Raw genomic sequence first — 15,382 nt, forward strand, 5'->3', positions numbered from 1 at the left:
GGAATTATGACCATGGTTTCATTAAGCAAGAACCAGACTGTATCACTCAGCAAGCAGTCTTCCGCGATTAATAAACTGCATTTCGGCCTCGGCTGGGACCCAGTAAAGAAGAAAGGCCTGTTTGGTAAGATCTTTGGCGGCGATGGCGACATCGACCTCGATGCAGGCTGTGTTTTGCTGGATAAATCAGGTAGCGAAATCGACACCATCTGGTTCCGTAAACTCAAATCCGACTGCGGCTCAGTGGTTCACAGCGGTGACAACCTGACGGGCGAAGGCGACGGCGATGATGAAATCATTAACGTTGATCTGTCTCGTCTGCCTTCCGACGTTGAGTATCTGGCTTTTACCGTTAACAGCTTCCGCGGCCAGTCGTTTAACGATGTTGAAAACGCCTTCTGTCGCGTAGTGGATCAGGCGGGTAAAGAACTGGCACGTTATCAGCTGACCGAGCAGGGCGCTCATACCGGTATCGTTATCGCCTCTCTGCACCGCAATCACGGCCTGTGGGACTTCACCGCTCACGGTAAAGCGTGCAGCGGCCGCACTATCGATGCGATGCATACTGACATTGTTGCTACAGTGGTGCGCTAATGAATATGACTCCGGGGGGCAATGCCCCCGTTCCCGCTCAGACCCTGACAGTGCGCGTGCTGTCGGGCGCGTCGGTAGACGCCTCCGCTTTCCGCCTGTTTGAAAACGGCAAGGTACAGGGTGACGCCGATATGGTGTTCTACGGCCAGCCTGAAAACAACGATGGCACCATCAGCCTGAATGCGCAGGGTAATAACACCGCTTTTACTGTCGATCTCAGCCGATTACAGGCTGCCGTGCAGAAAGTGGCGTTTACCGTCACCTGCGACGGTGCGCAAACCGTCGCGGGCCTGCAACGTCTGGCGATTCAGGTCGAATCTTCAGGCGAAGTGCTGCTGAACGGCAACGTGGATATCAGCGGCCGTCAGGAAGCGGCTCTCATTCTCGGTGAGTTTTATCGCCGCAATGCAGAGTGGAAATTCCGCTTTATCGCCCAGGGCTTTAACGGCGGCCTGAAGCCGCTGGCCGAACATTTTGGCGTGGATGTGGCGGATACCCCGGCACCAGCTCCAGCGCCTGCTGCTGCTCCGGCCCCAACGCCCGCGCCTGCACCGGCCAGTAAAATCAACCTGAGCAAAGTCACGCTGACGAAAGAAAAACCGGCGATCAGTCTGACCAAGCGCGATAACTTCGGTGAGATCCGCATCAACCTGAACTGGCATCGCGCCCCGGCTTCATCGGGTGGACTGAAAGGGTTCTTCGGCGGCAATAAAGGCATCGACCTGGATATCGGCGCGTTTGTTGAGCTAAACGACGGCAGCAAGGGGGTGATTCAGGCGCTGGGCAACACCTTCGGTTCGTTTAACGACAAACCTTACGTGCACCTGAAGGGCGACGACCGCACCGGTTCGATCAGCGACGGTGAATGGATGCATATCAACGGCCGCGAGTGGAAGCATATTCGCGAGGTGCTGATCTATGCCTTCATTTACGAAGGCGTGCCGAGCTGGGATAAAACCGACGGCGTAGTGACGCTGCATATCCCGGACCAGCCGCCGATTGAAACGCGTCTGACCGAAGGGCAGGACCGCCGCAATATGTGTGCGATTGCCCGTCTGATGAACGAAAACGGCAGTATTAAAGTCGAACGTATTAACCAGTTCTTCAAAGGCCACTCCGACATGGATGAAGCCTTCGGCTGGGGATTTCGCTGGAAAGCGGGTTCTAAATAATTATTCACAGAGGAAAGTAGCGATGGGTTTCTTTGACAAGGTAAAAGGCGCATTCAACACCAGCCGTGACGAGCTGACCAGGCAGGTGAGCCGCTTTAAAAATAAAAAATTTATGCAGGGTACCGTGGCCGTTTGTGCGCGCATTGCGGTTGCCAGCGACGGCGTCAGCGCGGAAGAGAAGCAGAAGATGATTGGCTTCCTGCGCGCGTCCGATGAGCTGAAGGTGTTCGATACCACCGAAGTTATCGAATTCTTTAACAAACTGGTGACCAGCTTCGATTTCGATATTGAAATCGGTAAAGGCGAAACCATGAAGTATATCCTGGCCCTCAAAGACCTGCCGGAAGCAGCTCAGCTTGCGTTACGCGTAGGTATCGCGGTGGCGAAGAGCGACGGCAACTTTGACCAGGATGAGCAGCGCGCCGTTCGCGAGATTGCTATCGCGCTCGGTTTTGAACCGGCTGAATTCGGCCTTTGATGTCACACCTTTAAGGGTTAACTATGGTATCCACGCATATCGGCTTTCCGACAGAGACAGTCATTGTTTTCGTAGTACTGGCTGTCGGAGCCATTCTTATTGACCTGTTCATGCATCGCGATGACAAGCCAATATCGCTGAAAAGTGCAGCGCTGTGGTCTGTGTTTTGGGTTGCAGTTGCACTGGGTTTCGCCGGCTTCCTGTACGTTCACCACGGTGCAGAAGTAGCCAGCCTGTTTGTGACCGGTTATGCGCTGGAGAAAGTGCTGTCGGTTGATAACCTGTTCGTGATGATGGCGATTTTCTCGTGGTTTGCCGTACCGGACCGCTACCGTCACCGCGTGCTGTACTGGGGGATCATTGGTGCCATCGTCTTCAGGGGTATCTTTGTGGCGATTGGTACCGGGCTGCTCAGCCTGGGTCCCTACGTTGAGGTTGTCTTTGCCATTATCGTGGCCTGGACCGCGGTCATGATGCTGAAAAGCGGCGATGACAGTGAAGAAATCGAAGACTATTCGCAGCATCTGGCCTACCGCATGGTCAAACGCTTCTTCCCGATCTGGCCGAAAATCAAAGGTAACGCCTTTGTTCTGAGCCAGAAAGAAGTGGATGCCGAGCTGGCAAAACCGGAAAACAAAGACGTGACCATTGGTCGCGGTGCGAAAGCCTGGCGCTACGCAACGCCGCTGTTCCTGTGCGTGGCGGTGGTTGAACTTTCCGACGTGATGTTCGCCTTCGACTCTGTACCGGCAATCATCGCCGTCAGCCGCGAGCCGCTGATTGTGTACAGCGCCATGATGTTCGCTATCCTTGGTTTACGTACTTTGTACTTTGTTCTGGAAGCGTTAAAACAGTATCTGGTACATCTGGAGAAGGCGGTTATTGTCCTGCTGTTCTTTATCGCGGCGAAACTGGGCCTCAATGCCACCGACCACATCTGGCATCATGGTTACAGCATTTCGGCGACAACCAGCCTGTTTGTGGTTCTGGGTGTACTGGCGGTGGGGATTATCCTCAGCGTGATGTTCCCGGGCAAACCCGACGCCGAGGAAGAAAAGTAAGGGCGGTAGTCCGCGTCTACTGAAAACGAATTCGAAAATCTAATTATGAGGAAAATATAATGAGCGTTTCTTTATCCAAAGGCGGCAACGTATCTCTGAGCAAAGCAGCACCAACCATGAAAAATGTTCTGGTTGGTCTGGGTTGGGATGCACGTTCTACCGATGGTCAGGACTTCGACCTGGATGCGTCAGCGTTTCTGCTGTCCGCCAGCGGCAAAGTTCGCGGCGATGCTGACTTCATTTTCTACAATAATCTGACGTCTGCCGACGGTTCCGTCAGCCACACCGGCGACAACCGTACCGGCGAAGGCGACGGCGATGACGAATCACTGAAAATCAAACTGGACCTGATCCCGAGCGACGTCGACAAGATCGTCTTCGTGGTCACTATCCACGATGCGCAGGCGCGTCGTCAGAGCTTTGGCCAGGTTTCCGGTGCGTTTATCCGCCTGGTTAACGACGACAACCAGAGCGAAGTGGCCCGTTACGATCTGACCGAAGATGCCTCTACCGAAACCGCAATGCTGTTCGGCGAACTGTATCGCCACGGCGCCGAGTGGAAATTCCGCGCGGTCGGTCAGGGTTATGCCGGTGGTCTGGCATCCGTGTGTGCCCAGTACGGCATCAACGCATCCTGATAGTTTTATTCATTGTTCCAACCGGGCAGTAAGACGCTGCCCGAATCACCCATTATCAGCAGGAGCATTAAAATGGCAGTTTCTCTCGTAAAAGGCGGCAACGTATCCCTCACCAAAGAAGCACCAACCATGAACATCGCCATGGCCGGTCTGGGCTGGGATGCTCGCGTAACCGACGGTCAGGACTTTGACCTGGATGCTTCAGTCTTTATGGTTGGCGAAGATGGCAAAGTGCTGAACGACAGCGGCTTTATCTTCTTCAACAACAAGCTGAGCAGCTGTGGCTCCGTTGAGCACCAGGGCGACAACCGCACCGGTGCGGGTGATGGCGACGATGAGCAGGTGAAAGTTGAACTGAGCAAAATCCCGGCCGAGGTGAAAAAACTGGTCTTCGCGGTCACCATCTATGATGCGGAAGCGCGTAAGCAGAACTTCGGCATGGTCAGCAACAGCTTTATGCGCATTTACAACAACGACAACGGCACTGAAATCGCCCGTTTCGACCTGTCTGAAGATGCCTCTACCGAAACCGCGATGGTCTTCGGTGAGCTGTATCGCCACGGCGCAGAGTGGAAGTTCAAAGCGGTAGGCCAGGGCTTTGCCGGTGGCCTGTCCGCGCTGGCTTCCCAGCACGGCGTTAACGTCTGATAATCAGTTAATAATCAAACCCGGCGAGTCCGGGTTTTTTTTCGCCTTCCTGCGCCGATATGCGCTTCAATCAACAAAGGATCTGTTTATGCTGCTTCAGTCTGGCCAGAACCTGGTCGTCAATACGACACGGCTTACCCTGAACCTGCACTATCCCACGGTGCCGGGTTTTCGCGGTGATCCGGATACCTCCGTTTTTCTGCTGAACGCCGCCGGTAAGGTTGGCGGTGACAGCGACTTTATCTTCTACAATCAGCCCGCAACGCCCAATCGCAGCGTGGTGCTTAACGTGGCCGCGCAGGGCAGTACGGTCACGATTGATCTGGCGCTTATCACGCCAGCGGTCAGTAAGATTGCCGTGACCCTGGTGATTGACGGCGCGGACTCTGTTGCCGGGCTGAGCGGCCTGTCGCTGGATGTACCGGGCATTGCCCGCTTCGAACCGGAAACCCATGGTCGCCGCGAAAAAGCGCTGATCGTCGCTGAAATTTATCGCCACGGCGGCAACTGGAAACTGCGCGCGCTGGGCCAGGGCTTTAACGGCGGGCTGGAGCCGCTGGCACTGAACTACGGGGTGGATATCGCCAGCCCGCCGGCGGATGCGCCCGCAGCGGCCCCTGCGGCCTCTTTCGGTGCCGAGAGATCGCCTGCTGCCGCCCTGGGTTCTGTGACACCGTCACGCAGCGCTGGCCCCTCCGCAGCACCCACCGTCAGCCTGGAGAAAAAGCTGGAGGCGAAAGCTCCCCGGCTGGTCAGCCTGGCAAAAAATGCCACCGTCAGCCTCAGCAAGCACCGCCTGAACGATATTAAAGCGCGGGTGGCCTTCGTGCTGGATGCCTCCGGTTCGATGACCAAACAGTTTAAGCAGGGTAACGTGCAGGCGGTACTGGACCGCATTGCGGTGCTGGCCGTGCAGTTCGATGACGACGGCTCGATGGATGTCTGGGGCTTTGCCGAACGTCATGCCAAGTACCCGGACGTGACGCTGGATAATCTCGACGGCTACATCGATGCCATTCGCACCGGCGGTAAACGCGGCTGGCTGGAGCTGCTGCCGGGACTCGGCGGCACCAATAACGAACCGCCGGTGATGGAAGAGATTGTCGACAGCTTCCGCCACAGCGATCTGCCAGTGTACGTGGTGTTTATCACCGACGGTGGCATCAGCAAAACGCGGCAGATTAAAGAGGCGATCCGCCGTTCGGCAAACTATCCAATCTTCTGGAAGTTTGTCGGCCTCGGCGGCAGCAATTACGGCATTCTGGAGAATCTGGACGATTTCAGCGATCGCCGGATCGACAACAGCAACTTCTTCGCTATCGACGACTTCGCCAAAATGTCATCCGAGCGTCTGTACGATCTGCTGCTGGAGGAGTTCCGCCAGTGGTACGATGCGGCGAAAGCGGACAGGGTCTTCTGATCATTGCCTGCCGCGAATGCGGCAGGCAGTGCCACTCAGCGCAGACTCTCTTCCAGCCACGCCGCCAGCTGCATCAGCTCCTCCCGCTGCGTCGGAAACTCAACAATCAGTGCTTCCGCCAGCCGCGAAACGCTCTGCGGCTGATATTTCACGCCCTGTAGCTTTTCCTGCAGCGCTTCCAGCGGAGCCGGGTTCAGGCTGTCGGTGTAAATCCGGCAGCGCTGAATGATGCCGCGCTCAACGTCAACGTGGATCTCCACGCCGCCCCAGCTGAAGCGGGTATCCAGCTGATGGGCGAAATCCGGGGCCTGACCAAAGTTCCACTCCCAGCTGCTCTGACGGGCAAAGGTTTCGGCAAAGCCGGGGAGGTCGGGGAACGCTTCCGGTGAAATCAGCTCCGGCTCACAGCGGTCTCCGTAGTAGTCGAAGAAGGATTGTGTGACAGCGTCACAAATTCGCTCATAGCTGATATCCGGCTGAAGCTCTTGCAGATTAGCCACGCGGGAACGTACCGAGGTGATGCCCTTGGCCTGTAGTTTTTTCTCGTCGGGGTTCAGATAGTCGGCCAGCCGTGACAGATCGGCGTTCATCAGCAGAGTACCGTGATGAAACCCGCGATCGCGGGTTTCACGATAGGCCGAACCGGAGACTTTGCGCATCCCATCGGCGGTGCTGACCACCAGGTCGTTGCGTCCTGAAGCTTCCGCCGTCATGCCCAATGCTTCCAGCGCGTGCAGGATAATCCCGGTAGACACGCTTTTGTCGTACTCCGGTTTACCGGCCATAAAGGTAAAACAGCAGTTGCCGAGGTCGTGAAACACCGCGCCACCGCCGCTGCTGCGCCGCGCCAGGCGAATGCCATCTTCGTCCATGCGGCGGGTATTGCACTCTTTCCACGCATTCTGCGCCCGGCCAATGACCACCGTTTCCGCGTTACGCCACAGGAACAGCACCCGCTGAGTGGTGGGCATCTGGCGGAAGATGCACTCTTCCACTGCAAGGTTAAACCACGGGTCCCAGGATTCAGATAACAATAAACGCAGTGAGGACATTAGTAACTCCATTTCCATATTAAGGCCGCCGGGCGGATCGCGGCGGGGGGAGTGCGGCGCAGGGATCATACTCTGGCGGCGACCGACGTGTCACCTTCGTCCGTATGCCGGGCTGCACCGAAGTGATGCAACCTGCCTGATCGTGAGTCAGAAAAAGATGACTCGCGCGTTCTGATTATCGCAACTCATTGTTTAAAATGGAATTGAACTTCTGGCATAGCTTTTGCTTTTAACTCACTAAGCAGCAGCGTTACCCAGATAACTGACAAAAAATAGCAGGCTAGGGTTCCGGTCCACCAACGTGGATGTCTGGTCCGAGAGCTGGCGACCTCGGTTGAGGTTACACGGCGGGACAAAAGCCCGGGAGACAGCAACACCGCAGGTGTAGCGCTGCTCCCGTATTTTTTCCGCCGACACCGAGGTCCGATATGAAACTATCCCGTTTGCTGGGCGCCTGTCTCCTTACCGCCACCGCGCTTCTCAGCCTGCCGACGCAGGCCGCCGCCAAGAAAGAATTCAACGTCTGCTGGACCATCTATGCAGGCTGGATGCCCTGGGGGCAGATTTCCAGCTCCGGCATCATCGATAAGTGGGCCGCTAAGTACGGCATTAAAATCCACGTCACCCAGCTCAACGACTACATCGAGTCAATCAACCAGTACACCGCCGGACAGTTTGACGGCTGCACCATGACCAATATGGATGCGCTGACTATTCCTGCTGCCGGCGGCGTGGACAGCACCGCGCTGATCCTCGGCAGCTATTCCGAAGGCAACGACGGCGTGGTACTGAAGGGCAAAGGCAAAACCCTGAACGACCTGAAAGGCATGAAGGTGTATCTGCCTGAGCTGTCCGTATCGCATTATCTGCTGGTGCGTGGCCTGGAGAAAGCCGGGCTGCAGGAGAAAGACGTCACGGTAGTGAACACCTCCGATGCCGATATCGTTTCCGCCTTCGCCACCCCTGGCGTGCAGGCCGCCGTGGCCTGGAACCCGCAGCTTTCGGTAATCAAAGCCACCCCGGACACCACCGAAGTGTTCGGTTCGCAGCAGGTTCCCGGCGAGCTGATCGACATGATGGTGGTGAACACTGAAGTATTGAAAGACAACCCGGCTCTGGGCAAGGCGCTAACCGGTGCCTGGTTTGAAATGATGGCGCTGATGAAGGCCGGGGATAACAAAGCCCTGACTGAGATGGCGACCGCCTCCGGCACCGATCTCGCTGGCTATCAGGCTCAGCTGAAAACCACCCATCTGTTTTATACCCCGGCCGACAACCTGCAGTTTATAACCGGCAGCGAGCTGGCAAAAACCATGCAGCGCGTGGCGCAGTTCTCCTTTGATAAGGGGCTACTGGGCGACGGTGCGCAGAGTGCGGACTTTATCGGCATGCAGTTCCCCGGCGGCGTAACGCAGGGCGACAGCGGCAACCTGAAGCTGCGCTTTGACGACAGCTATCTGCAGATGGCCGCAGACGGCAAGCTGTAACCGATGGCGCAAGGAGTAAACGCAATGCGGCAAATTAATCGCCACCCGACGCCAGGCGCGCGCCTGATGCTGATACTGCTGCCGTTTGTGCTGGTGATCGCCGCGTGGCTGATCGGCTCGGCCATCCGTCTGGAGGCCAACCCGCAGGACAAACTGCTGCCGGGTCTAGGACAGATGATCGATGCCGTGCACCGTATGGCCTTCGTAGCGGACAAACGCAGCGGCGATTACCTGTTCTGGACGGATACGCTGGTCAGCCTGGCGCGTCTGCTGGTCGGGCTGGGCATCGCCGCGCTGTTGGGGCTGTGCTTCGGCATTGCCTCCGGGGTTTTCCCCATGCTGCGCGCACCGCTTTCGACCTTTATGACGGTGATTTCGATGGTGCCGCCGCTGGCGATACTGCCGGTGCTGTTTATCGTGTTCGGCCTCGACGAGCTGTCGAAGGTGATGCTGATTGTTATTGGCGTCACGCCGATGCTGGCGAGGGATCTGGAGCAGCGGGCGCGGGAGATCCCGGTAGAAATCCTGATTAAAGCGCAAACGCTGGGGGCCAGCAGCTGGACGCTGGTCCTGCGCGTGGTGCTGCCGCAGCTGCTGTCTCGACTGCTGGTCTCACTGCGGTTAATGCTGGGCGCGGCGTGGCTGTTCCTGATCTCCGCAGAGGCGATTTCCGCCACTGCCGGGCTGGGCTACCGCATCTTTCTGGTGCGCCGCTATATGGCGATGGATGTGATCCTGCCTTATGTAGTGTGGATCACTCTGCTGGCCTGGCTGATGGATCTCGGCCTGCGCTATCTGAATCGCAAAGGGTTCCCGTGGTCGACAGGAGCACAGTCATGAGTTTTATCGTCATCGACAACATCTGGCAGGAGTATGGCCGCCACGTGGTGCTGGAACGCCTGAATCTGCACATTGCCGAAGGGGAGTTTTGCACCATGGTCGGGGCATCAGGCTGCGGAAAATCGACCTTTCTGCGTCTGCTACTGGGACAGGAAAAGCCCAGTCGAGGGCAGATTCTGCTGGCCGGAGAACCGCTCAAACCGGAGCCGGACATCACCCGGGGCGTGGTGTTCCAGCGCTATTCCGTTTTTCCCCATCTCAGCGTGCTGGACAACGTCACCATCGGGCTGGAGCTGCCGCGCTCACGCTGGAGCGGCCGCCTGTTCGGCCAGCAAAAGCGGGAGGCGAGGGAAAAGGCCGCTGCACTGCTGGTACGGGTGGGGCTTGGCCACGCGCTGAACAAATATCCAGCCCAGCTGTCGGGCGGCATGCAGCAGCGGCTGGCGATTGCCCAGGCGTTCATTATGCAGCCGCGCGTACTGCTGCTCGACGAGCCTTTTGGCGCGCTCGATCCCGGCATCCGTAAAGATATGCACCAGCTGCTACTGGAACTGTGGCAGGAAACCCGCCTGACGGTGTTTATGGTCACTCACGATCTGAGCGAAGGGTTCCATCTGGGCACCCGGCTGCTGGTGTTTGACAAAGTGCGTATCGATCCCCACGAACCGGAAGCGTACGGCGCCCGGATCACCTATGACATCCCGCTGAACGAGCAGCGCCAGCCGCCACGCGATAGCGTGACGACCGCTACGTCGGCTTCAGCCGTATAGGAGTTTTCCCTGTGAACACCACTGAACACAATCATGCCGATACTGAGAGCGAAGTTCTGCCGGGCGGCGGACACACCTCATTTATCCTGCGTCGCGGACAGATCCTGCGCATCACCGATACCACCGGCGGTGCCAACGTCAGCCTGATGATGCTGAACGCCGCAGAGAAAAGCGACCGCCTGAATCTGCCGGACACCCTGAAAGCGCAGCACACGGCGAAGCTGACCACCGGCCACTGCCTGTATTCCGATATGGGCCGGGTTCTGGCGGCCATCGTGGCGGATACCTGCGGCTGGCACGACAGTTTTGGCGGCGTGCTCAATGCGGCTGAAACGTTGGAAAAATACGGCCAGGGTCGTTACCAGGAGCTGAGAAACGGCTTTTATCGCAACGGCACCGACAACCTGCTGGTCGAGATGGGTAAATGGGATTTGAATCTGCAGGATCTGCTGATGACCCTGAACCTGTTCAGTAAAGTTACGGTGGATGGGCAGGGCCAGTTCCATTTTGAGCGCGACTATTCCCGACCGGGTAGTTACATCGAACTTTACGCGCCGCTCGACGTGCTGGTGATTATGACCGCGCTCCAGCATCCGATGGACCCGGCGACCGAGTATGCTCCGCGCCCGGTCAGCCTCAGCTGGCGGAAGGCGGACGATCCCGCTGCGCTGCTGTCCTGTATCGAAATCCGCGCTGAGAACGCCCGCGCGCTGATCAACACCACGCAGTTTTGCCGCCATGGAGCCCCATTATGAATCCCGTTGCCAGCACCCGAGATATCCACGATGCGGTTTACCGCCACACTATTCCTGCGGGTGAACCGTTCCTGTTCGAAGTCCGCCAGGGTCAGACGGTGCGCCTGCACGATCTTGAGGGCAATCAGGCGGTGGATACGCTGTTTTACAGCGCCCGCAACCCCCGCGAGCGCTACGATGCCCAGCGTACGCTGCGCCGCCAGAATAACGTCTACCTCACCACCGGCAGCGTACTTTACTCCAACCTCGGCAATCCGCTGCTGACCATCGTCGCCGATACCTGCGGCCGCCACGATACGCTGGGCGGAGCCTGTTCACAGGAGAGCAACACCGTGCGCTATGCGCTGGATAAACGCCACATGCACAGCTGCCGCGACAACTTCCTCTGCGCCAGTCTGCACGATGGTCGCCTGCAAAAGCGCGACATTACCGCCAATATCAATTTCTTTATGAACGTGCCGGTGACGCCGGACGGGGGACTGACGTTTGCCGATGGTATTTCGGCCGCCGGAAAGTACGTTGAACTGCACGCGGAATGCGATGTGATGGTGCTGATCTCAAACTGCCCGCAGTTGAACAATCCCTGCAACGGCTGGAACCCGACCGCGGCTGAGGTACTGATATGGAATTAATTTTTCAGCGCTTGCGATTAGTGATGCCGCTGCGTTTCTGGCAGAAAGCGGGGCTGCTATGCCTGCGGCTGCTGGAAGCCCGCACCGCAAATTATGCGGTGCTGTCCGATCCGTCGGGCCACCTCAGCGGGCGTGCATCATCCCGCTCGCGTTAAGGCGATTTTTCTCCGGTGGACGACCACAGGAGATCGGATTGATGGCGGGACGGCCCGCCAGAGTGTGAGTCTCAACCATGTTTACAAAAGTCCTTATTGCCAACCGCGCCACGCTGGCCTCCCGCATTCTGCGCACGCTGAAAACCATGAACGTCAGCGGCGTTGCGGTATTTTCCGAAGCGGATGCCGGAAGTCTGCATATCAGCCAGGCCGATGAGGCCATCAGCCTTGGCGACGGGCCTGCGGCGCAAACCTATTTAGTGGTGGAAAAAATCATTGCGGCCGCACGTGAAAGCGGAGCACAGGCCATTCACCCTGGTTACGGCTTCCTGTCGGAAAATGCGGCGTTTGCCGATGCCTGCGAAGCGGCAGGTATCACCTTTATCGGCCCGACCCCGGAGCAGCTGCGGCTGTTTGGCCTGAAACATACCGCCCGCGATCTGGCCCGCCGTCAGGGGGTGCCGCTGCTGGAGGGCAGCGATCTGCTGGACAGCGTTGATGATGCGCTAAACACCGCAGAAAAGGTTGGCTATCCGGTAATGTTGAAAAGCACGGCGGGCGGCGGCGGCATTGGTATGCGCGTCTGCGGTGATGCCCGCGAACTGGCCGACGCGTTTGCCACGGTAAAACGACTGGGCGAAAACAACTTCAGCGACGGCGGTGTGTTTATTGAAAAATACATTACCCGCGCGCGCCATCTGGAGGTTCAGGTCTTCGGTGACGGTGCCGGAGACGCGATCGCTCTTGGCGTACGCGACTGCTCGGTTCAGCGCCGCAATCAGAAAGTCATTGAAGAAACCCCGGCACCGAATCTGCCGGAAGGGATGGCAGATGCGCTGTGTAGCGCTGCCCTACAGTTAGCGAAAGCGGTTAACTATCGCAGCGCGGGCACCGTGGAGTTCGTTTACGACAGTGAAGCGCAGCAGTTTTACTTCCTTGAAGTCAATACCCGTCTGCAGGTGGAGCACGGCGTAACCGAGCAGGTGTGGGGTGTGGATCTGGTTCGCTGGATGATCGAACTGGCCGCCGGAGCGCTGCCGCCGCTGGCGGAACTGGCAGCAGGATTGCAGCCGCAGGGGCATTCGATTCAGGCGCGGCTGTATGCCGAAGATCCCGCCCGCCAGTTCCAGCCGTCGCCCGGGCTGCTGACCGAGGTCAGTTTCCCGTCGGCAGATGGTCAGCGGCTGCGCATCGACAGTTGGATTGAAGCGGGCTGCGAAATCCCGCCGTTCTTCGATCCGCTGCTGGCAAAAGTCATCACCTGGGCCGACAGCCGTGAAGAAGCGACCGCCGCGCTGAGCGACGCGCTTGGCAATACCCGTTTGTACGGCGTAGAAACCAACCGTCAGTACCTGCAGCAGATCCTTGCAGATCGTCCTTTCGCCAGCGGCCAGCCGTGGACGCGCTGCCTGGAACAGCTGGTTTATCTGGCCGAAACTATCGAAGTGCTCCAGCCCGGCACGCAAACCACGGTACAGGATTATCCCGGCAGGCTGGGGTACTGGGCGGTCGGCGTGCCGCCGTCGGGACCGATGGACGACCGCGCGCTAAGGCTGGGCAACCGGCTGCTGGACAATTCGCCATCCGAGGCAGCGCTGGAGATCACCCTCAGCGGCCCGACGCTGCGCTTTAATACCGCCGCCGTTATCGCCATTACCGGCACAGAAATCGGCATCGAACTGGACGACGTGCCTCAGCCGATGAATACCACGCTGGCGGTTTCCGCCGGTTCCGTACTTAAGCTGGGCGAGATCGCCAGCGCTGGCGCACGTAGTTATCTGTGCCTGCGCGGCGGTGTTGCCGTGCCGGAGTATCTGGGCAGCAAAAGCACCTTTACTCTCGGTCAGTTTGGCGGCCACGCCGGTCGTGCCTTACGTACCGGTGATGTGCTGCATCTTGCTGCCTGCGATGGCGGTGTCGCTGGAGCCACGCTTCCTGCTGAACTCTGCGCGCCGCTGCCCGATATTCGGACGCTGCGGGTGATTTATGGTCCACACGGCGCACCGGAATATTTCACCGCCGACTGGATCGACGTCTTCTTTGCTACCGAGTGGCAGGTTCACTTTAACTCCAGCCGTACCGGTGTGCGGTTGATTGGTCCCAAACCGGAGTGGGTGCGTGAAAGCGGCGGTGAAGCGGGGCTGCATCCGTCAAATATTCACGATAATCCCTATGCGGTGGGCGCGGTGGATTTTACCGGCGATATGCCGGTGATCCTCGGTCCCGACGGCCCAAGCCTGGGCGGATTTGTCTGCCCGGTCACCGTAATTGAGGCGGACCTCTGGCAGCTAGGACAGCTCAAGGCGGGCGATCGCCTGCGCTTTGTACCGGTCGATATCACTACCGCGCGGCGGTTGGTGGCCGAGCGTCAAACCGAACTGGCAACGCTTCAGCCGCAGGAGAACCGCTGGCTGACTGCACCGATTGCGTCCCCGGTGGTGCTGGACTGCGGCCAGGACGATCGTCGGCTGGTCGCCCGCCTGTCCGGCGACACGCATCTGCTGCTGGAAATCGGCGCGGCGGAGCTGGATCTGGTGCTGCGCTTTCGTGCACACGCCCTGATGCAGGCGCTGGAGACACTACAGAATCCGGCGATCATTGACCTCACGCCCGGTATCCGTTCGCTTCAAATCCACTACCGCCCGGACGAGCTGTCACTGGAATCGCTGCTGGCGATGATTGCGCCACTGTGGCAGGACGTCTGCCAGCAGCAGGATCTGCGCGTGCCGTCGCGCGAAGTCTGGCTGCCGCTCTCCTGGGACGATCCGGCGTGCCAGCAGGCGATTGATAAATACATGACCACCGTGCGCCGCGATGCTCCCTGGTGCCCGAGCAACCTGGAGTTTATCCGCCGGATTAACGATCTGCCGGATATCGATGCGGTTTATCGTACGGTGTTTGAAGCCAGCTATCTGGTAATGGGTCTGGGCGACGTATATCTCGGCGCACCGGTGGCCACGCCGCTCGATCCGCGCCACCGTCTGGTGACCACCAAGTACAATCCGGCACGCACCTGGACCGCCGAAAACTCAGTCGGTATCGGCGGTGCCTATCTGTGCGTTTACGGTATGGAAGGGCCCGGAGGCTATCAGTTTGTTGGCCGTACCCTGCAAATGTGGAACCGCTATCGCAATGTGGCGGACTTTAACGGAAAACCCTGGCTGCTGCGCTTCTTCGACCGCATTCGCTTCTTCCCGGTCAGCGCCGCCGAGCTGGAAACTATCCGCCGCGACTTCCCGCTGGGGCGCTATCCGTTAAGAATCAAGCAAAGTGAACTGGCGCTGGCCGACTATCAGGCGTTTCTGACGCAGGAAAGCCAGACTATTTCGGCATTCCGCGACCATCAGCAGTCTGCGTTTGATGCCGAACGCCAGCGCTGGATCGCTTCCGGCCAGGCACACTTCGACAGCCAGGAAGAAGCGATCGTTGAGGATGAATACCAACCGCTGGCGGTGGGGCATCAGGCGGTGGAAAGCAGTATTGCCGGTAATCTGTGGCAGGTCAGCGTAAATGTGGGTGACACTGTCACTAAAGGTCAGCCTCTGGTGATTCTGGAATCGATGAAAATGGAGATCCCGCTGCTGGCCTCCTGCAACGGGATCGTCCGCGAGGTGCGTGCCGCGCCGGGTTCCGCCGTCAGGGCCGGGCAGTGCGTGGTGGTCATTGAGCGGGACTGACCG

The 15,382-nt window shown here is 58.4% G+C and carries 15 protein-coding genes and 1 riboswitch; of the genes, 14 read left to right on the top strand and 1 reads right to left on the bottom strand.

From position 1 onward, the window contains the following. Positions 1-12: 12 nt before the first annotated feature. From IBT46_RS15390 to IBT46_RS15420, 7 genes are all read left to right on the top strand, one after another. Entirely contained in the window at positions 13-594 is a 582-nt protein-coding gene (locus tag IBT46_RS15390; protein ID WP_105595622.1) for a TerD family protein, read from the top strand. Next, entirely contained in the window at positions 594-1,766 is a 1,173-nt protein-coding gene (locus tag IBT46_RS15395) for a TerD family protein (RefSeq protein WP_200546393.1), read from the top strand. Before IBT46_RS15390 ends, IBT46_RS15395 begins: the two co-directional genes overlap by 1 nt. Positions 1,767-1,788: 22 nt before the next feature. Then, complete coding sequence (locus IBT46_RS15400; RefSeq protein WP_200546394.1) at positions 1,789-2,244, top strand: tellurite resistance TerB family protein; 456 nt, start codon at positions 1,789-1,791, stop codon at positions 2,242-2,244. A gap of 23 nt (positions 2,245-2,267) precedes the next feature. Continuing rightward, on the top strand, positions 2,268-3,305 hold the full coding sequence (locus tag IBT46_RS15405) for a TerC/Alx family metal homeostasis membrane protein (protein ID WP_200546395.1): 1,038 nt from the start codon (positions 2,268-2,270) through the stop codon (positions 3,303-3,305). A gap of 59 nt (positions 3,306-3,364) precedes the next feature. Continuing rightward, a complete protein-coding gene (gene terD / locus IBT46_RS15410) occupies positions 3,365-3,943 on the top strand; it encodes a tellurium resistance membrane protein TerD (protein WP_200546396.1) in 579 nt (192 codons plus the stop codon). 72 nt (positions 3,944-4,015) lie between these two features. Then, a complete protein-coding gene (locus IBT46_RS15415) occupies positions 4,016-4,591 on the top strand; it encodes a TerD family protein (RefSeq protein ID WP_200546397.1) in 576 nt (191 codons plus the stop codon). Positions 4,592-4,679: 88 nt separating this feature from the next. Then, the gene (locus IBT46_RS15420; RefSeq protein WP_200546398.1) at positions 4,680-6,011 is read left to right on the top strand and encodes a VWA domain-containing protein; all 1,332 of its coding nucleotides are present in this window, start codon (positions 4,680-4,682) and stop codon (positions 6,009-6,011) included. A gap of 35 nt (positions 6,012-6,046) precedes the next feature. Here the strand turns inward: IBT46_RS15420 and IBT46_RS15425 are convergent, their stop codons facing one another. Beyond that, on the bottom strand, positions 6,047-7,063 hold the full coding sequence (locus IBT46_RS15425; protein WP_200546399.1) for a lipoate--protein ligase A: 1,017 nt from the start codon (positions 7,061-7,063) through the stop codon (positions 6,047-6,049). A 269-nt stretch (positions 7,064-7,332) separates the two neighbouring features. Further along, a riboswitch (guanidine-I (ykkC/yxkD leader) is annotated at positions 7,333-7,432 on the top strand. A 59-nt stretch (positions 7,433-7,491) separates the two neighbouring features. On the opposite strand from IBT46_RS15425, the gene IBT46_RS15430 reads away from it, so the two are divergent. The 7 genes from IBT46_RS15430 to uca all read left to right on the top strand — a co-directional run bounded on the left by IBT46_RS15430 (position 7,492) and on the right by uca (position 15,379). Then, the gene (locus IBT46_RS15430) at positions 7,492-8,550 is read left to right on the top strand and encodes a putative urea ABC transporter substrate-binding protein (RefSeq protein WP_200546400.1); all 1,059 of its coding nucleotides are present in this window, start codon (positions 7,492-7,494) and stop codon (positions 8,548-8,550) included. Positions 8,551-8,574: 24 nt separating this feature from the next. After that, positions 8,575-9,390: an ABC transporter permease gene (locus tag IBT46_RS15435; RefSeq protein WP_200546401.1), complete on the top strand. Its 816-nt coding sequence runs from the start codon at positions 8,575-8,577 to the stop codon at positions 9,388-9,390. Next, a complete protein-coding gene (locus IBT46_RS15440; RefSeq protein WP_200546402.1) occupies positions 9,387-10,160 on the top strand; it encodes an ABC transporter ATP-binding protein in 774 nt (257 codons plus the stop codon). The genes IBT46_RS15435 and IBT46_RS15440 overlap by 4 nt, the downstream gene beginning before the upstream one ends. An 11-nt stretch (positions 10,161-10,171) precedes the next feature. Further along, positions 10,172-10,915, top strand: coding sequence for an urea amidolyase associated protein UAAP1 (locus tag IBT46_RS15445; protein ID WP_200546403.1), 744 nt, complete (start codon positions 10,172-10,174; stop codon positions 10,913-10,915). Then, positions 10,912-11,547, top strand: a complete 636-nt coding sequence (locus tag IBT46_RS15450; protein ID WP_200546404.1) for an urea amidolyase associated protein UAAP2 — start codon at positions 10,912-10,914, stop codon at positions 11,545-11,547. Before IBT46_RS15445 ends, IBT46_RS15450 begins: the two co-directional genes overlap by 4 nt. Continuing rightward, positions 11,538-11,702 carry a hypothetical protein gene (locus tag IBT46_RS15455; protein ID WP_172606625.1) on the top strand — a complete coding sequence of 55 codons (165 nt, stop codon included), beginning with the start codon at positions 11,538-11,540 and terminating at the stop codon, positions 11,700-11,702. Before IBT46_RS15450 ends, IBT46_RS15455 begins: the two co-directional genes overlap by 10 nt. 77 nt (positions 11,703-11,779) lie before the next feature. Beyond that, a complete protein-coding gene (uca, locus tag IBT46_RS15460; protein WP_200546405.1) occupies positions 11,780-15,379 on the top strand; it encodes an urea carboxylase in 3,600 nt (1,199 codons plus the stop codon). Positions 15,380-15,382 lie beyond the last annotated feature (3 nt).

It is taken from the genome of Erwinia sp. S38, from assembly GCF_016624545.1.
Classification (GTDB): domain Bacteria; phylum Pseudomonadota; class Gammaproteobacteria; order Enterobacterales; family Enterobacteriaceae; genus Erwinia; species Erwinia coffeiphila.